This window comes from Pseudomonas sp. L5B5 (genome assembly GCF_020520285.1).
Taxonomy (GTDB): Bacteria; Pseudomonadota; Gammaproteobacteria; order Pseudomonadales; family Pseudomonadaceae; genus Aquipseudomonas.
In genome coordinates, this window is record NZ_CP084742.1 from 1,374,418 (window position 1) to 1,395,517 (window position 21,100).

Consider the following 21,100-nt stretch of genomic DNA (forward strand, 5'->3'; position numbering starts at 1 on the left):
CCCTGCATTCGCAGGACTTGCGTATCAAAAATGACCGGTCGGCGCCTTGCGTTCACGTCCTGTGCTCTGACAGACAAACCAGCAGAAATTCCCCCGCGATGGCAGAATCGCCTCTTTTGCCCCGCCCCAGGAATGCCTCATGCAGATGACCACCGCCCACCTGATCGCCAACCCTTGCGATGACGAAGAAGACAACATGGCCATGCTCTGCTGCCACAGCACCCAGGGCGAGATGTTCCTGATGACCCGCTACCCGGACGAAGACGAGCTGGAGATCACGCTCGACGGCGAGCCCTCGACCCTGGACGGGGTCAAGGTGACCCTCAGCTCCACCACCCTGCTGATCGAGATCGCCGCGGCCGACGCCGACGCCCTCAACGGCGCGGACCACCTGGAGATCCACCACGACACCGCTGCTGCCGACCTGGCCGAAGTGGAGCAGACCCTCAAGAACATCCTCCAGGGCACCGGCACCTACATCAGCCAGCTGGCCTGATGTAGCCACTGCGGCAGGCGTCGGCTCACCACCGTGTTGTGCCAGGTGAACCTAGTCGCGCCCACTGCGGCCGCTGCGCGCCCGGACGCAACCTCGCTTCGTGTAGCCGCTGCCGCAGGCTGCGCACGACCGCGCAGCGGGCGCCAGATCCGCCGCCCTGCGAAAAAGCCGGGAAATTTTCGACTAATTGGCTAAATCGCTCTTTCCCCGTTAGTCGGCAGACCCCGCTATGGATTAAAGTATCGCCCCCAGCCCGGACGTTCTGGCAACGCCCGGGCGCACCCTCTCCAGGAACAGTCACCGATGGAACATCGTGAAGCGCTATTGGCGCTGCGAACCTTTCTTTCAACGCAGATTCTCGGCCAGGAAAAACTCATCGAGCGCTTGCTCATCGCCCTGCTCGCCGACGGCCATATGCTGGTCGAGGGCGCTCCGGGGCTGGCCAAGACCAAGGCCATCAAGGAGTTGGCCGACGGCGTCGAAGCACAGTTCCATCGAATCCAGTTCACCCCCGACCTGCTGCCCGCCGACATCACCGGCACCGAGATCTATCGCCCGGAAACCGGCAGCTTCGTGTTCCAGCAAGGCCCGATCTTCCACAACCTGGTGCTGGCGGACGAGATCAACCGCGCCCCGGCCAAGGTCCAGTCGGCCCTGCTGGAGGCCATGGCCGAGCGCCAGGTCAGCGTCGGGCGCAGCACCTATGAACTGTCGCCACTGTTCCTGGTGATGGCGACCCAGAACCCCATCGAGCAGGAAGGCACCTACCCGCTGCCCGAAGCCCAGCTCGACCGCTTCCTCATGCACGTCAAGATCGGCTTCCCGGATGCCGCGGTGGAGCGCCGGATCCTCCAGCAGGCCCGGGGCGAGGCGCTGAACGGCGAGACCCTGCCCGAGCGTCGGGTCAGCCAGCAGGCAATCTTCGCTGCCCGCAAGGAGATCCTCGGCCTGTACATGGCCGACGCGGTGGAGGAGTACCTGGTTCAGCTGGTGATGGCCACCCGCACGCCGGGCAAGTTCGATCCGGAACTGGCCGAGTGGATCGCCTATGGCGCCAGCCCGCGCGGCTCCATCGCCCTGGACCGCTGCGCGCGGGCCCACGCCTGGCTGGCCGGACGCGACTTCGTCAGCCCCGAGGATATCCAGGCCGTGCTGTTCGACGTACTGCGTCATCGCATCATCCTGTCCTTCGAAGCAGAAGCGGCAGGCATCGACCAGGACCGTGTGGTACAGCGCATCCTCGACGTCGTTGCCGTCGCCTGACGCCCATGACCCATGCCAGCGCCGAACCCGGCATCCGCATCACCCTCGGTGAACTGATCGAGATGCGCCACCGTGTGCGCGAGGTGCAGCTGTTCTCCACGCCAAGCCAGCGCAGCCCACTGGTGGGGCTGCATCATTCCAAGCTGCGCGGTCGTGGAGTGGACTTCGACCAGGTGCGGGTCTACCAGGCCGGCGACGACGTGCGCACCATCGACTGGCGCGTCACCGCGCGGACCCTGGAACCCCACACCAAGCTGTTCCATGAAGAGCGCGAACGCCCGATCTTCATCATGGTCGAGCAGAGCCGCCAGTTGTTCTTCGGTTCCGGGCTGATGTTCAAGTCGGTGCTCGCCGCCCAGGCCGCAAGCCTGATCGGCTGGGCCGCCCTGGGCCACAACGACCGGGTTGGCGGCCTGGTCTATGGCGACGACGAGCACTACGAGATCAAGCCCCGGCGCAGCAAGCAGAGCCTGTTGCAACTGCTCAACCGCCTGGTGCGGGTCAACCAGTCGCTGCACGCCGATGCCCAGCCCCAGCGCGACGCCCTGGGCACCGCGCTGCTGCGAGGTCGCGAAGTGCTGCGCCCCGGCAGCCTGGTGATCGTGATCTGCGACGAACGTGCGCTGAGCGACGCCGCCGAACAGCAACTGAGCCTGCTGTCACGCCACTGCGACCTGCTGCTGATGCCGCTCTCCGACCCCCTGGACCATGCCCTGCCCGCCGCCGGCCTGATGCGCTTCGCCGAGCGTGGCGCGCAGCTGGAACTGGACACCCTCAACTATGAGCTGCGCCAGGCCTACCGCGCCCAGAGCGAAGCGCGCATCGCCCGCTGGGAGCGCCTGGCACAGAAGCTGCGGGTCTTGCTGATGCCCCTGAGCACCCAGAGCGAAATGGTCGAGCAACTGCGCGAGTACCTCAACCCGCAGCGCCCGGGAGCCGGCCGATGAGCAGCCTGGAGCAGCTGCAGCCACTGCTGCCCCCACCACCGGTGGGCCTGTGGCCTCCGGCGCCGGGCTGGTGGCTGCTGGCCGTGGCGTTGCCAACCCTGGCCTTCGCCCTGTGGCACTGGCGTCACCTGTGGCGACGCAAGAAAGTCCCCAGCCGCGCCGAACAGCCCCTGGACCCGGTGCGCCTGGCCGCCCTGGCGGAACTGGCGCTGCTGCCCAAGCCCTACGACGGCGCTCCGGCCGGGGCCTGGCTACAGGCGCTCAACGGGCTGCTCAAGCGCCTGTGCCGCAACCATTATCCCCACAGCCAGAGCCACACCCTCAACGGCCGCAAGTGGCTGGCGTTCCTCGACAACCGCTGTCCGGCGGCCGGCCTGACCCGCTGGATGGTACTGGTGGAAGGCGCCTACAAGCCCGAGTGCAAGCTTGACGACAAAGCTATTGCCGGCCTGACCCAGGCAGTGGACACCTGGATTCGCAAGCATGTTTGAGTTCGCCTGGCCGTGGATCTTCGCCCTGCTGCCCCTGCCCTGGCTGCTGCGCCTGGTGCTGCCCGCGGCCGACAGTGGCGAGCCGGCGCTGAAGGTCAGTTTCCTCAGTGACCTGGAAGGCCTCTCCAAGCGCCGCGCCCGGGCCCACCTGCCGGCCTGGCGCCAGCAGGCACGTTTCATCCTGCTCTGGGTCCTGCTGCTGATCGCCGCGGCCCGCCCACAATGGCTGGGCGACCCCCTGCCGGTTGCCGCCAGCGGACGCGACCTGCTGGTGGCAGTGGACGTCTCCGGCTCCATGGACTTTCCCGACATGCAGTGGCAGGACGAGGACGTCAGCCGCCTGAGCCTGGTCAAGCACCTGCTGGGGGACTTTCTCGAACACCGCGAAGGTGACCGGGTGGGCTTGATCCTGTTTGGCAGCAAGGCTTACCTGCAGGCTCCCCTGACCTTCGACCGGCACACGGTACGGGTCTGGCTGGACGAAGCGAAGATCGGCATCGCCGGCAAGAACACCGCCATCGGCGACGCCATCGGCCTGGCCCTCAAGCGCTTGCGCCAGCGCCCGGCCCAGAGCCGGGTGCTGATCCTGGTCACCGACGGCGCCAACAATGGTGGCGAGATCGCCCCCATCACCGCGGCACGCCTGGCGGCCGAGGAAGGTGTGAAGATCTACCCGATCGGCATTGGCGCCGATCCGGGCCAGAGCGCCACCCTCGGCATTCTGGGGCTCAACCCCAGCCTTGACCTGGACGAGCCGGCCCTCAAGGAACTGGCCGAGGTCACCGGCGGACGCTACTTCCGCGCCCGCGACGGCCAGGAGCTGCTGGCGATCAAGGACACCCTCGATCAGCTGGAGCCGGTGGCCCAGCAACCGACCCAGGCCCGCCCGGCCCAGGCCCTGTACCACTGGCCACTGGCTGCGGCGTTGCTGCTCAGCGCGCTGCTGGTGCTGCGCGAACGCTGGCCCCAGAACCCGCTGCAACGTTTCCTGACCAGGAAGCATTTCCTGCAACCCTTGCCCCACTGGCGGCAACGCCTCAAGCGCCTGCGTCTGCGGAGGCGTCGATGATTGCCCTCTGGCCCCATTGGTTCCGTCCCTGGTGGTTGCTGATACTGCCGCTGCTGGTTTTGCTGGTGTGGAAGCTCTGGCACCGGCAGAAACGTACCGGACGCTGGCAGATGATCCTGCCGGCGGCGTTTCATGCCGCCCTGCTCAGCGGCGGCAATGGCCGCGAATCCAAGCTGCCCTGGGTCGCCCTGGGCCTGGCCTGGCTGCTGGCGGTACTGGCCCTGATGGGCCCCAGCTGGCAACGGGTGGAGCAGACCAGCCAGAAACCCGCCGACCCGCTGGTGGTGCTACTGGAGCTGACCCCGCAGATGCTCGCCGACGACGTGCCGCCCAATCGCCTGGAGCAGGCCCGGCACAAGCTGCTGGACCTGCTCGCCCTGCGCAGTGATGCCCAGACCGCCATCGTGGTCTATGCCGGCAGTGCCCACACGCTGGTGCCGTTGTCCGATGACCTGGCCACCAGCCGCAACCTGCTCGATGCCCTCAAGCCATCGATCATGCCCCAGGCTGGCCAGCGCGCCGACCTGGCGCTGCGCAAGGCCCTCAAGCTGCTGGACCAGGGTGCCCTGGGCCAGGGCCGGGTACTGCTGATGGCGTCCTCCCTCAGCGAACAGGAGCGCCAGGGCATCCGCCAGGCCCTGGGCAGCGACGGCCCGCAGTTGCTGATGCTCGGTATCGGCAGTCGCGACGGCGCCCCCGTGCCACTGGACGATGGCAGCTATCTCAAGGATGACCAGGGCGCGATCGTGGTCTCGCGCCTGGACAGCCCCGGGCTCAAGCCATTCATCGGCGAAGTCGGCGGCCGCTACCGCCAGGCCCGCCTGGACGACAGCGACCTGCGCGGCCTGGGCCTGCTGGGCGGCCCACGGGGCGTGCGCGACGACGGCCAGACCCTGCGCCTGGACACCTGGGCCGACCAGGGCTATTGGCTGCTGCTGCCGCTGTTGCTCCTGGCCGCCTGCGCCGGACGCCGCGGCTGGCTGTTCTGCCTGCCGCTGTTGCTGTTCGCCGTGCCGCAACCCAGCTACGCCTTCGACTTCAACGACCTGTGGCTGCGCCCCGACCAGCAAGGCCAGCGCCTGTTGCAGCAACAGCGCCCGGCCGAGGCCGCGCGACACTTCCAGGATCGCCAATGGCAGGGCGTGGCCCTGTACGAAGCCGGCCAATACACTGCCGCCGCCGAGCGCTTCGCCGAAGGCAACGATGCCCGCGCCCATTACAATCGTGGCAATGCCCTGGCCCGCAGCGCAGAGTTGGACGCTGCCATCGACGCCTACGAGCAGGCCCTGGAACTGGAGCCCGACCTGCAACCGGCGCAACAAAACCTGGCCCTGGTGCAAAGCCTGCGGCAACAGCAGCAGGCCGTGGAGCCACCTTCGCCGATCAAGCCGGAAAGTCCCCAAGTGGAGGACAATGTCCGGCCCGACCCCGGTGGAACCGCCAATACCCCGGCCCCGGGCAGCGAGACGCCTCCGGCCTCCGCCAACAGTACCCCCGGCCCGGGCGAGGTGACGCCAACGGATCCGCAGAGGCCCGGCCACAGCGACGTGCCCGGCAGTGAACTGGACGACGAACACACCACCACCCCGCTGCGCCCGGTGGAAGACAGCCTGGATGCTGAACACCAGCAGGCGCTGGAACAATGGTTGCGCAAGATCCCGGACGATCCGGGCGAACTGCTCAGGCGTAAATTCTGGTACGAACAGCAAACCCATCAGGATCAGGGAAAAATTCGATGACCCGCTGCACCGCCCTTCTGCTTGCCCTCGCCTGCTGGACTGCGCAGTCCCAGGCTGCCGGGCTGCTCGCCAGCCTGGATCGCAGCCAGGTGAACGCCGGGGAAACCGTCGAGCTGACCCTGGAGTCCACCGATGTCACCCAGTTCGGCAGGCCGGATCTGGCGCCCCTGCAGGCCCAGTTCGAGGTCCGCGACACGCGCCAGGTCAACCAGCTCAACAGCCTGGGGGACAACCACGCCAGCACCCGCTGGATCGTCACCCTGCTGCCGCGCCACACCGGCACCCTGGCCATCGAGCCGCTGCGCCTGGGCGATCTGCGCAGCCAGGCCCTAAGCCTGCAGGTCAATGCCAGCCCCGAGCAGGACCAGCAGGCGCCCCTGGAGCCGGTGTTCATCGACGCCGAGCTGGACCAGCCCCAGGTCTATGTCCAGGCCCAGGCCCTGCTGACCCTGCACATCTATCACTCGGTGCCGCTGTTCGACGACAGCAGCCTGAGCCCGCTGCAACTGGACGAGGCCCGGGTCGAGCAACTGGGTGAACCGCGCACCTACGAGAAGCTCATCAATGGCGTGCGCCACGGGGTGATCGAGATGCGCTATGCGATCTACCCCCAGCGCAGCGGCGTACTGCAGATTCCCGCACTGACCTTCAGCGCCACCCTGGCCACCCCCGGCACCGGCCAGGATGCCACCACCCAGGCACCGAGGCCCGGCAAGCTGATCCACGTCAGCTCGGCCGAAATGGCCCTGTCGGTCATGGCCAAGCCTGCCGTCTACCCGGCTGACGTGCCCTGGCTACCGGCCCGCAGCCTGAACCTGAGCGAAAGCTGGAGCCCCGAGCCCGAACATCCGCAGGTCGGCGACTCCCTGACCCGCAGCCTGACCCTGCGCGCCGAGGGCCTGTCCAGCGCCCAACTGCCGCCCCTGCCCCTGGCGGAGATCAACGGCTTGCGCAGCTACCCGGACCAGCCGCAGTTGAGCAACCAGCAGGTCGAGCAAGGCGTCGTGGGCATTCGCGAGGAGCGCCAGGCGCTAGTGCCGACCCGTACCGGTAGCGTTGAGTTGCCTGCCCTGGAGGTCACCTGGTGGAATACCCGGACCGACCGCCTGGAAACCAGCAGCCTGCCAGCCCGTGTGCTGCAGGTGGCGGATAATCCGAGCCTGGTGGTGGACACTCCGGCCAGCACCGCCCAGGCCAGCCCCGCGGCCGAAGGCCTGTGGTGGTGGCAGTTGAGCACCCTGCTGCTGGCCTGCACCACCCTGCTGGGCTTTGGCCTGTGGTGGCGCGCCCGGTCACAGCCAGCGGTAGCCCGGGTGGTCCAGAGCGGCCCCAGCCCGCGCTCGCTGCTGGACGACCTCAAGCGTGCCTGCCAGGCCAACGATCCCCAGGCCACCCGCCAGGCCCTGGATGCCTGGGCCCGCCAGCAGCCCGAGACCCTGGCCGAGATGGCTGCGCGCTTCGTCCTGCTGTCCGACGCCCTGGACGGTCTCAACGGAGCCCTCTACAGCGAGAGTGGCCAGTACTGGCAAGGCGAGGAACTGTGGCGGGCAATCCGCGCCATCCCCACCGCCGAGCGGGTCCAGGCGCCCCAGGCCGACACCACTAGCCTGCCCCCCCTCTACCCCAAGTAGCCCGCCCCCAGGAGCCGGCCGGCCTGCGCAGGCGATCTCGCGGGCCTCTTCGCGGGCAACGCTCCTCCTGCATTCAGCAATGGCGGCCGTGCACCAGAACGCAAAAAGTCCTGCACCCGGCGACAAGCCAGGGGCGCATGCCTGCGCGTAACTTAAGGCCATGGGCGCAACAGCCGTCGCGCACCACCCCGAGAACAACAAGAACTCAGGTGAGCCATGAGCACAGTAGATCCGATCACCCTCGCCGTGGTGCGAGGGGCGCTGGAAACCGCCCAGCGTGAAATGACCCTGACCCTGGAGAAAACCGGCCGTTCCAGCGTCTTCAACCTGGCCCACGACTACTCCAATGCGTTGTTCGACCACTTGCCGGAAATGGTCCTCCAGGGCCAGGACATCCCGATCCACCTCGGCTCGCTGATCCCGGCCATGAAATGCGTGGCTGGGTTCTTCGGCGACGATATCCACGAAGGGGACGTGATCTACCACAACGACCCGGCCTACCAGGGCAGCCATATCCTCGACTGCTGCATGTACAAACCGGTGTTCTACCAGGGCGAACTGGTGTTCTGGACCGTGTGCAAGGGCCACCTCACCGACATCGGTGGCCCGGTGCCCGCCGGCTACAACCCGGACGCCAGGGAAATCTACGCCGAGGGCCTGCGGATTCCTCCGGTCAAGCTCTGGTCCCGGGGCCAGCGCCGCGAGGATGTGATCAACCTGCTGCTGACCAACATGCGCGCCCGGGTCTACCAGGAAGGCGACCTGAATGCCCAGTACGGTGCCTGCAGCGTCGGCGAGCGGCACCTGCTGCAACTCCTGGAGCGCTACGGCGTGGAGCAGGTGCGCGCCTGCATCGGTGAACTCAAGGACATGGCCGACCGGCACATGCGGGCGCTGCTGCGCGCGGTGCCGGATGGCCTCTACCATGGCAGCGCGGTGCTGGAGGACTCGGGCCACGGCCTGGGCCAGTTGACCATCACCGCCCAGGTGCAGATCAGCGGCGATCAGGCCCAGGTGCGCATCGACAGCCCGCCCCAGGTGCCCTACTTCATCAACTCCTACGCCGGCAACTCGGTGTCCGGGGTGTACCTTGGGCTGATGATGTTCGCCCAGGTACCGCCGCCCTATAACGAGGGCCTGTATCGCTGCATCAGCGTCGACCTGGGGGAGCCCGGAACCCTGTGCAACGCCAGCGAACCCGCGCCCCACGTCAACAGCACCACCACCCCCATGGAAACTCTCGCCGACGCGGTGCGCCAGGCCCTGGAACAGGCCGCGCCGGAACGGGTCACCGCGTCCTGGGGCCATGCCAGCGGGATCAACATCGCCGGCCACGACCCGCGCAACGATAACGCCGAATACGTCACCATGGTCCTGGCCTCGATCATCTCCGGGGCCGGGGCCAACCAGGCCATGGACGGCTGGCCGGCCTGCGGCCCGCTGTGCTGCTTCGGCGCCTTGATGTCCGGCGACATCGAGTTGCTGGAGTACGCCTACCCGATCCTCATCCACCGCTACAGCCTGATCACCGACAGCGGCGGCGCCGGGCAGTTTCGCGGCGGCTCGGGCACCTGCATCGAGATCGAACCCTTGCAGCACCCCATGACCGTGGTGGGCTTCGGCGAAGGCCGGCAACTGCCCACCGCCGGGGCCGCGGGGGCGCGCAACGGCTTGCTGGCGCCCAAGCTCGGACGCCTGACCCATCGCCGCGCCGACGGCCAGGAACAGGCCTACCAGCACAACGCCCAGTTGACCGCACAACCGGGGGAGCGGGTGATCAACTTCAACCCCGGCGGTGGCGGCTATGGCGACCCCTTCCAGCGGCCCCTGGAGCGAGTGGCCGAAGACCTGCGCAATGGCCTGATCTCCCTCGAAGGCGCGCGCCTGGACTACGGCGTGGTGTTCGACACCGAGCAGCGCCTGGACCACGACGCCACCCGCGCCCTGCGCGCCCGCCCCTGACCCCACGGAGCATCTCCCATGAGCAAGCAACACTATCGCCTGGGCATCGACGCCGGCGGCACCTTCACCGATTTCATCCTCGCCGACCAGCTCGGCAATGTGCAGCTGTTCAAGGCCCCCTCGACCCCGCAGGACGGCACCCTGGCCATCCGCAACGGCCTGGCGCAAATGGCCGACGCCCTCGGGCGCAGCCCGGCGCAGATCATCAGCGACTGCGACCTGTGCATCAACGGCACCACCGTGGCCCTCAACGCCCTGATCGAGAAGACCGGGGTCAAGGTCGGCCTGCTGTGCACCGACGGCCACGAAGACAGCCTGGAGATCCGCCTGGGGCATAAGGAAGACGGCCACCGCTACGACGCCAGCTACCCCCAGGCGCACATGCTGGTGCCGCGCCACCTGCGCCGGCCCATCGGCGGACGCATGCGCAGCGACGGCCAGGAGCACGCGCCCCTGGACGAGGCGACGATCCTGCAGGCCATCGAATACTTTCGCGAGCAGGAGGTCCAGGCAGTGGCCATCTCCTTTGTCTGGTCGGTACGCAACCCGGCCCACGAGCAGCGCGCCGCACAACTGGTACGCGCAGCCCTGCCTGGGGTCTTCGTCTGCACCGGCAATGAAGTGTTCCCGCAGATCCGCGAATACACCCGCACCTCCAGCACCGTGGTCAACGCCTACCTGAGCCCGGTGATGCAACGCTACGTGGAACGCATCGACAGCCTGTTCGAAGAACTGGGGGCCCAGCAACCGACCCGCTATTTCCAGTCCAACGGCGGCCTGGCCCCCGGCGCGATCATGAGCACCCGGGCGGTCAATGCGATCAATTCCGGCCCGGCCTCGGCGCCCCAGGCCGGGCTGTGCGTGGCCCGGCCGTTCGGCATCGACAACGTGATCACCGTGGACATGGGCGGCACCTCCTTCGACATCACCCTGAGCCAGGGCGGGCGCACTAACTTCAGCAAGGACAGCGACTTTTTGCGCTATCGCATCGGCGTGCCGATGATCCAGGTGGAAACCCTGGGTGCCGGCGGCGGCTCCATCGCCCACCTGGACCCCTTCGGCATGCTCCAGGTCGGCCCACGCAGCGCCGGCGCCAACCCCGGGCCGGTGTGCTACGGCAAGGGCGGCAGCGAGCCGACGGTGACCGATGCCAACCTGGTGCTGGGCTACCTGGCGGACGGCGCCTTGCTCGGCGGCAGCATCCGCCTGTCACGCCAGGCGGCGCTGGAGGCCATCGGCAGCCGGATCGCCGAGCCCCTGGGCATCAGCGTCGAGCGCGCGGCACTGGGAATCATCACCCTGGTCAACCTGAACATGGTCAGCGGCATCCGCCGGGTCTCGGTGGAACGCGGCTACGACCCGCGCCAGTTTGCCCTGATCGGCGCCGGCGGCGCGGCGGGCATGCACGTGATCCGCCTGGCCGAGGAAATCGGCAGCCAGGTGGTGCTGATTCCCAAGGTGGCCTCGGGGCTATGCGCCTTCGGGCAGATCCTCTCGGACATCCGCTACGATCAGTTGACCACCCTGCCCATGCGCCTGGACGACCAGCACGTGGACCTGGCCCTACTCAACCGGACCCTGGCCCGGCTGCGCGAACAGGGCCTGGAGAACCTGCGCCAGGACGGCTTTAGCACCGGCAACCGGATCGACACCCAGTACCACCTGGAAATCCGCTACCTGGGGCAGATCCACGAATGCAGCGTTGAGCTGGCCAACAGCGAGCTGGACCCGGCCGGCCTCGGTGCCCTGCGCGAGGCCTTCCACAAGCGGCACGAGGCGCTGTTCTCCTATAGCGAGCCGCAGAGCCCGATCGAACTGGTAAACCTTGAATGCTCGGTGATCGCCCGGCTGCAACACCCACCGATGCCAGAACTGCCGATCCCCGAGCGACAGGTGCCGGCAACGCCCGGAGAACAGCGCTCGATGCTGTTCGACGAGGCTGGCGGCTGGCAACCGACACCGGTCTACCAGGGCGAGCAGTTGCAGGCCGGACAGACCCTCAAGGGTCCCTGCGTGATCGAGGAAGCCACCACCAACATCGTGGTGCCGCCGGGCTGGCAGGCGACGCTCGCGCCCTCGGCCTGCTACCGGCTGACGCCTGCCGATTGACCGACCCGCGCTTTTGCCCAAATATCACCGGCACCGTGGCTGACCACCCGGTGCTGTCCTGACTAAAAACACAAAAAAGCAGGAGTGATGATGGTTCAGCAACTTTCCACCCGTTACTGGCCCGAGCACCAATGCCAGCCCCGCTGGGCCGAAGCCATTGGCAATGCCTACTTTCCCCTGTCCCTTGAATTCAGCAGCGATGGCCCCTTCCAGGGCAACCTGCGGATCTGGGAAACCCCCAGCAGTGCCGTCGCCCTGTCGCGCCTGCGCTCCAGCCGCCTGGGCTATTCCCGAAGCAAGGCGCAGGTCAGCAACGACACCCAGGCCTGCTACCTGGTGACCATCCCCCGGCGCCACGAAGTGCTGTTCGAACAGGACGGCCGCGAACTGCATTGCCGTCCCGGCAGCTTCATCTTCGAACGGGGCGATGCGCCCTACCGCTTTCGCTACGCCAGCGACAACGACCTGTGGGTGTTCAAGCTGCCGGAACAGGCCCTGCACGGCCAGTTGCGCGGCGCCGAGCGCTACACCCGTTTCTGTTTCGATGCCCGGCGAGGCCTGGGGCGGATCTTCGCCGACCAGTTGGCCATGTGTGCGGCGCGCTTCGACGAATGCACCCCGGCGGCGCGGCATATGCTGCTGGAACAGGCCCTGGCGACCCTGTTGCTGACCCTGCGCCAGGACGAACGGGTGCTCAGCAGCGAAAGCTCCAGCCTGGCTGCCCTGCACCTGCAACGCATCGAAAGCTACGTGGACCAGCACCTGGGCTCGGCGGAGCTCAACCCCAGACAGATCGCCAGCGCCTGCGGCATTTCCCTGCGCTACCTGCACAAGCTCTTTGCCGACAGTCCCTTCAGCCTGGGCGAGTGGATTCGCCAGCAGCGCCTTCACGCAGTACACCGCCAACTGCGCGACGCCCATTGCCACCTGTCGATCGGCGAGCTGGCCGCGCGCTGGGGGTTTGCCGACCAGGCCCAGTTCGCCCGGCAATTTCGCCAGCAGTTCGGGTGCACCGCCAGCGAAGCGCGCGCCGGCTAGAGCTCCGCCGCACCCCGTCACCGAACGCCGGCCCCACATGGCGACGCCGGGGAATTTGCCACGGTGCCGGGCAACCGCACGTATTTGCCAGTAAACTCTCTGCCCTTTCGCCGCGATCATTTGCCCTGCGGCCAAGCCTTTTGCATGCGGAGCCTGCCTTGCGTCTGTTTCACACCTCCGACTGGCACCTGGGCCAGAACCTCCATGGCCAGGAGCGCGACTTCGAACACGCCTGCTTTCTCGAGTGGCTGCTGCGCCAGCTCAAGCATGAGCAACCCGATGCCCTGCTGATCGCCGGCGATATCTTCGACACCGTCAACCCACCGGTCAAAGCCCAGGAACGGCTGTACGACTTCATCGTCAGCGCCCACGAGCAGCAACCGGCCCTGACCATCGTGATGATCGCCGGCAACCACGACTCCGGCTCGCGCATCGAACTGCCAGCGCCATTGATGCGGCGCCTGCGCGCCCATGCCCTGGGCCGGGTGCTGTGGCTCGATGACGGCCAGCTGGATGCCGGGCGCCTGCTGCTGCCGCTGCCCGATGCCAGCGGCAGGATCGCCGTCTGGTGCCTGGCACTGCCCTTCCTGCGGCCGGCGGAGGTCACTGGCCGGCACTTGGGCGAGGACTACCTCAAGGGCATCGCCCAGGTCCATGAATGGCTGATCGCCGCTGCCAATGCCCGGCGCGAACCCGGCCAGGCGCTGGTCGCGGTCAGCCATGCGCACATGGCCGGCGGCTCGGTCTCCGAGGACTCCGAGCGCAGCCTGGTGATCGGCAACGCCGAGGCGCTGCCCGCCAGCCTGTTCGGCCCGGACATCAGCTACGTGGCCCTGGGGCATCTGCACAAGCCGCAGAAGGTCAACGGCGAGGAGCGCATCCGCTACAGCGGCTCGCCGATCCCATTGTCGTTCTCCGAGATCGACTACAAGCACCAGATCCTCGACATCCTCCTGGAGGGCGAGCGACTGGTCAGCGTCGAACCACGGCTGATCCCCCGGGCGGTCAACCTGCAACGCCTGGGCCCGGCACCGCTGGGCGAGATCCTGGCCCAGCTCGGCGCCCTGCCGGACATCGACCTGCTGGCCGAGGAACAGCGCCAGCCCTGGCTGGAGGTCCGGGTACGCCTGGACGAACCGCAGCCGGACCTGCGCCAGCAGGTGGAAAATGCCCTGCAGGACAAGGCCGTGCGCCTGGTGCGGATCGCCGCCGAATACGCCGGCAGCGCCGATGGCGATGGCGAAGACGGCTCGGCCGGCCTGATCGAGCTGGACCAGCTCAGCCCCGAAGAACTGTTCCGCCGCGCCTGGCGCGACGCCTACGCCAACGAGGTGGACGAACAGACCCTTAAGGATTTCGCCCTGCTGTTGCAGGACGTCCAGCATGAAGGTGAGCAGCCATGAAGATCCTGGCCATCCGCCTGAAGAACCTGGCCTCCCTGGCCGGCCCGTTCGAGATCGACTTCACCGCCGAGCCCCTGGCCAGTGCCGGCCTGTTCGCCATCACCGGCCCCACCGGCGCCGGCAAGAGCACCCTGCTCGACGCCCTGTGCCTGGCGCTGTTCGGCGCCGTGCCCCGGCTGAGCAACATCGCCAAGGAAAACAAGGTCCCGGATGTCGACAGCGAGATTTCCACCGGTGACCCGCGCACCCTGCTGCGCCGGGGCACCGGCAGCGGGTTCGCCGAAGTGGATTTTTTCGGCATTGACGGGCACCGCTACCGCGCCCGCTGGGAAACCAACCGCGCCCGCGACAAGGCCACGGGCAAGCTGCAAGCCAGCCGCCAAAGCCTCACCGATCTGGACAACAATCAATTGCTGGCCAGTAGCAAGCGCGATTACGAACAACTGATCGAATCCAAGCTGGGGCTCAACTTCGCCCAATTCACCCGGGCTGTGATGCTGGCTCAGAGCGAGTTCAGCGCCTTCCTCAAGGCCGAGGACAAGGAACGCAGCGAGTTGCTGGAAAAGCTCACCAACACGGCAATCTACAGCCAGCTGGGCAAGCGCGCCTTCAGCAAGGCCAAGGAAGCCGACGAAGCGCACAAGGCCCTCACCGCCCAGGCCAGCGGCGTTGCCCCGCTGCCAGCCGAGGAACGTGCCGAGCTGGACCAGCAGTTGGGCGCCGCCCGGGACCAGCTCAAGGCCCGGCAACTGCAACTCAAGCAGCTGGAGGCCCAGCACGGCTGGCTCAAGGAATTGCGCCAGTGGCAGGAGGCCCGGCACAGTGCCGCCGAGCAGTTGCAGGAAGCCGAGGCAGAGGCGCAGGTCCTGGCCCCCGAACGCCTGCGCCTGGAGCGCCTGGAGCAGTTGGCGCCGCAGCGCCATCAGTTCCTGCGCCAGGTCGAACTGACCGCGACCCTCGCACCTCTGCAACGGCAGATCGAGCAGCAACAGGCGCAACAAACGCAGTTGCAGCAGCAACAAGAACAACGACAGCAGCAGGTCCAGGACAGTAGCGCCAGCCTGGCCCAGGCCCAGGAGCAATCCAGCGCCAAGGCGCCGCTGCTGCGCGAAGCCTTTGCCGAACAAGGCAACCTGCAACGCCTGGAGCAGGAGCTGGCCCAGGCCACCCAGGCCCGGGAGCGCGCCGAGCAGGCCAACACCCAGGGCCAGCAGGACATCCAGCACTTGCAGGAGCAGCAACGCCTGGTGGCCGAGCGCCTGGAACGGATCGCCGGGCAACTGCAGCACAGCGCCACCCTCGCGCCTCTGAGCGAAGCCTGGGATGCCTATCGCGGGCGCTTGCAGCAGCTGGTGCAGATCGGTAATCGCCTGAACCAGGGCCAGGCGGAACTGCCGGGCCTTGAGCAGCGCGCTGAAACCGCCGCTCGCCAGTTGGGTGAGCAACGGGCACAGCTGGAACTGCTGTATCGCGAGGCCGGCGCCGAGCCCCAGGCCGTGGCGGAGCAGATCCAGTTGCTGGGCACGCTGCTACAGGACAACCGCAAGCAGCAACGCTCGTTCGAGGACCTGGCCCGACTCTGGACCCAGCAGCAAGAGCTGGAGCAACGCACCCAGGCCCTGCAAGACAAGCAACAAACGGCGGCCATCGAGCGCGATGCGTTGACCAAGGCCGGTATCCAGGCCAAGGCCGACCTGGTGGTAGCCGAGCAGACCCTGAGCGTCACCCAGGCCCTGCTGGAGCGCCAGCGCCTGGCCCGCAGCGCCAGCGTGGAAGAGTTGCGTGCGCAATTGCAGGACGATCAGCCATGCCCGGTATGCGGCAGTGTCGAGCACCCGTATCACCAACCCGAGGCCCTGTTGCAGAGCCTTGGCCGCCATGACGAAAACGAAGAAGCCGCCGCCCGGAAAGTCGTGGATGGGCTTAAGGAACAACTGGCCGAACTGCGTGCCCAGGTCCAGGGCCTGATCGCCCAGCAGAAAGAGTTGCTACAGCAACAGGAACAGCTGGCCACCCAACAAGAGGCCCTGGCCCCGAGCCTGCAGGCCCACACCCTGGGCGCCAAGCTGCTGGACCAGGACCCGCCCCAGCGCGATGCCTGGCTGCAACGGCAGTTGGAGCAGTTGCAACAGAGCATCGGCCAGGACGAGCAGCGCCAGGACGCCCTGCTGACCCTGCAAAAGGATGCCGTGCGCCTGCAAGGTCAGTTACAAACCGCCGTCGATGCCAGCCAGCAGGCCGCCCTGCAACTGGAGAAACAGCGCGAGCAACTGGATGCCGATCGCCAGCGCCTGGATGAGGAGCTTGGCGGCTTCAGCCAGTGGCTGCCCGGCGAGCAGCTCGACGGCCTGCGCCGCGACCCGGCGGCGAGCTTCATGCAACTGGACCAGCAAGTGCTGCAACGCATCGAGCAACTGCGCGAGCAGCAGGATGAAACCCAAGAACAACAACAGCGCCAGCTGGCCCTGGACAAGGAACAAGACCGCCAGCAGACCCGCCTGCAGCAATTGCATGACGCCCGGCAGCAGGCCGAGGCCCTCAAGCAACAGCAACAGGCGCGCCAGCAGCGGTTGGCCGAGTTGCTGGGAACCCACGACAGCGCCGAGCACTGGCAGCAGCAGCTGGAACAGAGCGTCGAGCAGGCCCGCATGGCCCAGGCCACGGCCCAGCAACAAGTGCAGGAACTGCAACAGCAACTGATCCAGCTGGCCGCCGAGCTCAAGGCCGGCCAGGAGCGCCGCCAGGCCCTGGAAGCCGAGCAGCAGCAACTGGCCGCCAGCATCGAGCAGTGGCGCGCCCAGCATCCGCAACTCGACGATGCCGGGCTGCAAGGACTGCTGGAACTGGACGACAGCCAGGTCCGACAACTGCGCGAGCGCCTGCAGGCCAACGACAAGGCCATCGAACAGGCCCGGGTACTGCTCGAGGAGCGCCAGCAGCGCCTGGAACAGCACCAGGCTCAGCACAACGGCAACCTGGAAGCCGACGAACTGGCCCAAGCCCTGGAAACCACTCAGCAACAAGCGCTGGCCGACGAGCAGCAGGTGGCCGAGCTGCGCGCCCGCCAGAGCGAAGACCAACGTCGCCAGGAGGCCAACCAGGCCCTGGCCCAGGGCATCGCCCAGGCGTACGAGCAATGGCAACGCTGGGCCAGGCTCAGCGCCCTGATCGGCTCGGCCGAGGGCGACAAGTTCCGCAAGATCGCCCAGGCCTACAACCTCGACCTGCTGGTGCACCACGCCAACGCGCAACTGCGCCAGCTGGTACGGCGTTATCGCCTCAAGCGCGGCGGCAGCATGCTCGGCCTGCTGGTGCTGGACACCGAGATGGGCGATGAGCTGCGCTCGGTGCATTCGCTGTCCGGCGGCGAGACCTTCCTGGTGTCCCTGGCCCTGGCCCTGGGGTTGGCGTCCATGGCGTCCAGCACGCTGAAGATCGAGTCGCTGTTCATCGACGAAGGTTTCGGCAGCCTCGACCCCGAGTCGCTGCAACTGGCCATGGACGCCCTCGACGGCCTCCAGGCCCAGGGCCGCAAGGTCGGGGTGATTTCCCACGTGCAGGAAATGCACGAACGCATCGCGGTGCAGATCCAGGTCAGCCGCCAGGGCAACGGCCTGAGCCAGCTGGAGGTGAAATGAGCATGGCCGAACCGATCCTCTACTCGTTCCGTCGCTGCCCCTACGCCATGCGCGCCCGCCTGGCCCTGCGCTATGCCGGGGTGGCGCCGCGGATCGTCGAGGTCAGCCTCAAGGCCAAGCCGCCTGAAATGCTGGCGCTGTCGGCCAAGGGCACGGTGCCCGTGCTCAAGGTCGGGGAGCAGGTCATCGACGAGAGCCTGCAGATCATGCTCTGGGCGCTGGAGCAGGACGACCCCGAAGATTGGCGCCTGCTGGGCGACCCTCGAGCCGGGGCGCAGATGGCGGCGTTGATCGAGGACAACGACCAGGTCTTCAAGGTCCACCTCAACCGCTACAAGTACCCCGAGCGTTACCCGGAGGCACCGATGGAGCACCACCGGGCCCAGGGCGAGCTGTTCCTGGCGCGCCTGGAAGGACTGTTGAGCCAGCGCCGCTATCTGCTGGGCGCGCGGCCGAGCCTGGCGGACGCGGCCCTGCTGCCCTTCGTCCGCCAGTTCGCCCATGTGGACCGTGCCTGGTTCGCCCAGGCGCCCTACCCGGCACTGCAAGCCTGGTTGTTGGCCTGGCTCGAGTCCGAACTGTTCAGCGCGATCATGGCCAAGCCCGCCTGACACCGAGTTGCGCTTGCCTGGCCGAACGCCGAGGGCTCTGCCTCGCAGGCTCGCCAGCAGCTACAGCCCTGTGCAGCCTCGCTTCGTGTAGCCGCTGCCGCAGGCTGCGCACGACCGCGCAGCGGGCGCAATTGCGGTTGTCTGATCAAACGCCGAGGGGCCTGCGGACCCTGTCGCAGCCTCGCGCGCTCGGCAGCGGCGACACGCGCTGCGCCGCTGCCGCCAGGCGAAATCGGCAAAATTGCCGTGCTAAGGTTCAACACCTGCCCTGGAACTGCGAGCCGCCATGTCCATCGTGATCCGTACCCATCCCCGCCTGACCTTCGGTGTCCTGGCCGGCTGCATCGCCGGCCTGCTGGTGCCAGCCCAGACCCTGGCCGGCAAGGTCCTCATCGGCTGGAACGTGGCGGTCTGGACCTACCTGGCGCTGATGTTCTGGCTGACGGTCCGGGCCCGGGCCGACCAGGTCAAGCGCATCGCCGAGACCGAGGACGAAAATGCCGGGCTGGTGCTGCTGATCGTCTGTGTCGCCGCCATCGCCAGCCTCGTGGCCATCACCCTGGAACTGGTGGGCAGCAAAGACCTGGACACCCACCGGCGCTTGCTGCACTACGGCTTCACCGGGTTGACGGTGATCGGCTCCTGGCTGCTGGTGGGGGTGATCTTCAGCGTCCACTACGCCCGCCTCTACTACACCTGGGACGGCCCGGAGCCGGCCCTGCGCTTCGCCGAGAACCTGAAGGATCCCGACTATTGGGACTTCCTGTACTTCTCCTTCACCATCGGCGTGGCCGTACAGACCTCGGACGTCGGGGTGGCGACCCGCGAACTGCGGCGGATCGTCCTCGCCCAGTCGCTGATCGGTTTCCTCTTCAATACCGCGATCCTGGGGTTTTCCATCAACATCGCCGCCGGGCTGTTCAGCTGAGTTGCACGAAACTTCTAGACGCCCGCCCAGCCCGGTCGTTGAATGCCCAGGTAAATCCAACGGCAGCCCAGCATGAGTACGCACAACTGGATCGACCTGGCCCAGGACGCCGACACCGGCATCGAGACCCTGCGCGCCCACTTCACTGGCCACGCCTATGACCCGCACTGGCACGACAGCTACCTGGTGGGGGTCACCGAGCAAGGTGTACAGCAGTTCAACTGCCGTCGCACCCGGCACCAGAGCACACCCGGCAAGGTGTTCTTGCTCGAGCCCGGGGAAATCCACGACGGCGAGGCGCCCACCGCTGGTGGCTTCACCTACCGCATGCTGTACCTGGACCCGCAGTGGCTGACGCGCGAACTGGGGGCGCTATTCGCCGAAGCGCCGATCGATAGCCAACTGGGGTTCGACAGCACCCTGGCCTGCGATCCACGACTGGCCCAGGCCACCAGCGCGGCATTTCACAGCCTGCACCACAGCGAATTGCGCATCGTGCGCCAGAGCGCCATGGATCGCCTGCTCGAGCAATTGACCGGGCACCTGCAGTGGCGCCAGCGCTATGGCCAGGACCCGCGCCTGCCCCGGGTGGCGCAACGGGCTCGCGACTACCTGCATGCCCACCTCTACCAGGACCTGAGCCTGGAAGCCCTGAGCAGCGCCTGCGGCGTCGACCGTTTCCGCCTGAGCCGAGCCTTCAAGGCCGCCTTCGGCCTGCCGCCTCACGCCTATCTGGTGCAGTTGCGCCTGAGCCACGCCCGGCGCTTGCTGGCCGGTGGTGCTGCGCCGGCCGAGGTGGCCAGCGCCCTGGGCTTTGCCGACCAGAGCCATCTCGGGCGCTGGTTCATGCGGGCTTACGGCCTGAGCCCGGCGCTGTACCGCAGGCGCTGCACAAAGCTTCCAGACGCCTGAGGCGCAGGCCGCGAAGATCAGCCCTCCGATCTTCACTGGAGCCATCCATCATGTTGCCTTCCCTGCCCAGCCTGCTGCCCTTCGTTCTGTTCGCCATCGTCGCCTCCATTACCCCGGGGCCGACCAATCTCCTGGTACTGAGCAACAGTGCCCGCTATGGCCTGCGGGCCGCGCTGCCGATCATCTTCGGCGCTGGCGCCGCCGCTGCCGGCATGGTGTGGCTGGTGGGCGGCGGACTGGGGGACAAGCTGGTCCACCTGCCGGGAGTGCAACTGGCCATGCAGGTGGTCGGCCTGCTGTGGCTGAGCGGCCTGGCCTGGCAAATTTGGCACGCCCCGACCCAAACCGCACATGCCGCCGCGCAACGACGCTTGGGGTTCCTCGGTGCGGCGGCCCTGCAACTGGTGAACCCCAAGACCTGGCTGATGGCGCTGGCAGTGGTCAGCGTGTTCGCCGGACCTGCGGACGATCGCCAGGACCGGGTGCTGTGCCTGTCGCTGGTGTTCCTGCTCATCGCCCTGCCCTGCCTGGGCGCCTGGGCTTTGCTGGGGGCCGGCTCGGCGCGCTGGCTGGGTTCGCCCCGCGCAATGCAGCACTTCAATCGGGGCATGGCGCTACTGTTGCTGGCCGCCACCTGGTTGAGCCTGTGGACCTGAGGAGCCAACAGGCACGCCACGTCACAGGGCATTCGAGCTGGTACCTGGAGCCCTGGTCGACGAATGCACCGTTGGTCAGGGAAGGATCGGTTCAGCGTTGATTTTCCCCCACGCCACGCTTGACGACCGAACCGGTTTTGCGGTTTCCTGAAACCGGTTTCATTCACCCCTGTGGAGCCTGTAAGCCGATAATTCCAAGAATAAAGG

Annotated in this window: 16 protein-coding genes; all 16 read left to right on the forward strand. The window is 67.3% G+C overall.

Features of this window, described 5'->3' with window-relative positions:
• The first annotated feature begins 139 nt into the window (after window positions 1-139).
• The 16 genes from LGQ10_RS06175 to LGQ10_RS06250 all read left to right on the forward strand — a co-directional run bounded on the left by LGQ10_RS06175 (window position 140) and on the right by LGQ10_RS06250 (window position 20,893).
• A complete protein-coding gene (locus LGQ10_RS06175; RefSeq protein ID WP_226524973.1) occupies window positions 140-496 on the forward strand; it encodes a hypothetical protein in 357 nt (118 codons plus the stop codon).
• Between the two features lie 303 nt (window positions 497-799).
• Window positions 800-1,759, forward strand: coding sequence for an AAA family ATPase (locus tag LGQ10_RS06180; protein WP_058434789.1), 960 nt, complete (start codon window positions 800-802; stop codon window positions 1,757-1,759).
• 5 nt (window positions 1,760-1,764) lie between these two features.
• Window positions 1,765-2,706 carry a DUF58 domain-containing protein gene (locus LGQ10_RS06185; RefSeq protein ID WP_058434790.1) on the forward strand — a complete coding sequence of 314 codons (942 nt, stop codon included), beginning with the start codon at window positions 1,765-1,767 and terminating at the stop codon, window positions 2,704-2,706.
• Window positions 2,703-3,197 carry a DUF4381 domain-containing protein gene (locus LGQ10_RS06190; RefSeq protein ID WP_058434791.1) on the forward strand — a complete coding sequence of 165 codons (495 nt, stop codon included), beginning with the start codon at window positions 2,703-2,705 and terminating at the stop codon, window positions 3,195-3,197. The genes LGQ10_RS06185 and LGQ10_RS06190 overlap by 4 nt, the downstream gene beginning before the upstream one ends.
• A complete protein-coding gene (locus LGQ10_RS06195; RefSeq protein WP_226524974.1) occupies window positions 3,190-4,266 on the forward strand; it encodes a vWA domain-containing protein in 1,077 nt (358 codons plus the stop codon). Before LGQ10_RS06190 ends, LGQ10_RS06195 begins: the two co-directional genes overlap by 8 nt.
• Window positions 4,263-6,005 (forward strand): VWA domain-containing protein, encoded by a 1,743-nt coding sequence (locus LGQ10_RS06200; RefSeq protein ID WP_226524975.1) that lies wholly within the window; start codon window positions 4,263-4,265, stop codon window positions 6,003-6,005. Before LGQ10_RS06195 ends, LGQ10_RS06200 begins: the two co-directional genes overlap by 4 nt.
• A complete protein-coding gene (locus tag LGQ10_RS06205) occupies window positions 6,002-7,636 on the forward strand; it encodes a BatD family protein (RefSeq protein WP_226524976.1) in 1,635 nt (544 codons plus the stop codon). Before LGQ10_RS06200 ends, LGQ10_RS06205 begins: the two co-directional genes overlap by 4 nt.
• 216 nt (window positions 7,637-7,852) lie before the next feature.
• On the forward strand, window positions 7,853-9,598 hold the full coding sequence (locus LGQ10_RS06210) for a hydantoinase B/oxoprolinase family protein (RefSeq protein ID WP_226524977.1): 1,746 nt from the start codon (window positions 7,853-7,855) through the stop codon (window positions 9,596-9,598).
• 18 nt (window positions 9,599-9,616) lie between these two features.
• Entirely contained in the window at window positions 9,617-11,707 is a 2,091-nt protein-coding gene (locus tag LGQ10_RS06215) for a hydantoinase/oxoprolinase family protein (RefSeq protein ID WP_226524978.1), read from the forward strand.
• A gap of 90 nt (window positions 11,708-11,797) precedes the next feature.
• The gene (locus LGQ10_RS06220; protein WP_226524979.1) at window positions 11,798-12,745 is read left to right on the forward strand and encodes a helix-turn-helix domain-containing protein; all 948 of its coding nucleotides are present in this window, start codon (window positions 11,798-11,800) and stop codon (window positions 12,743-12,745) included.
• A gap of 158 nt (window positions 12,746-12,903) precedes the next feature.
• Window positions 12,904-14,148 carry an exonuclease SbcCD subunit D C-terminal domain-containing protein gene (locus LGQ10_RS06225; RefSeq protein ID WP_226524980.1) on the forward strand — a complete coding sequence of 415 codons (1,245 nt, stop codon included), beginning with the start codon at window positions 12,904-12,906 and terminating at the stop codon, window positions 14,146-14,148.
• Window positions 14,145-17,786 (forward strand): AAA family ATPase, encoded by a 3,642-nt coding sequence (locus LGQ10_RS06230; RefSeq protein ID WP_226524981.1) that lies wholly within the window; start codon window positions 14,145-14,147, stop codon window positions 17,784-17,786. The genes LGQ10_RS06225 and LGQ10_RS06230 overlap by 4 nt, the downstream gene beginning before the upstream one ends.
• Before the next feature lie 2 nt (window positions 17,787-17,788).
• Window positions 17,789-18,397: a glutathione S-transferase gene (locus tag LGQ10_RS06235; RefSeq protein ID WP_226526096.1), complete on the forward strand. Its 609-nt coding sequence runs from the start codon at window positions 17,789-17,791 to the stop codon at window positions 18,395-18,397.
• A gap of 286 nt (window positions 18,398-18,683) precedes the next feature.
• Window positions 18,684-19,325, forward strand: a complete 642-nt coding sequence (locus LGQ10_RS06240; RefSeq protein ID WP_226524982.1) for a DUF1345 domain-containing protein — start codon at window positions 18,684-18,686, stop codon at window positions 19,323-19,325.
• A gap of 72 nt (window positions 19,326-19,397) precedes the next feature.
• Window positions 19,398-20,237 carry an AraC family transcriptional regulator gene (locus tag LGQ10_RS06245; RefSeq protein ID WP_226524983.1) on the forward strand — a complete coding sequence of 280 codons (840 nt, stop codon included), beginning with the start codon at window positions 19,398-19,400 and terminating at the stop codon, window positions 20,235-20,237.
• A 50-nt stretch (window positions 20,238-20,287) separates the two neighbouring features.
• The gene (locus LGQ10_RS06250; RefSeq protein WP_226524984.1) at window positions 20,288-20,893 is read left to right on the forward strand and encodes a LysE family translocator; all 606 of its coding nucleotides are present in this window, start codon (window positions 20,288-20,290) and stop codon (window positions 20,891-20,893) included.
• Window positions 20,894-21,100: the final 207 nt, after the last annotated feature.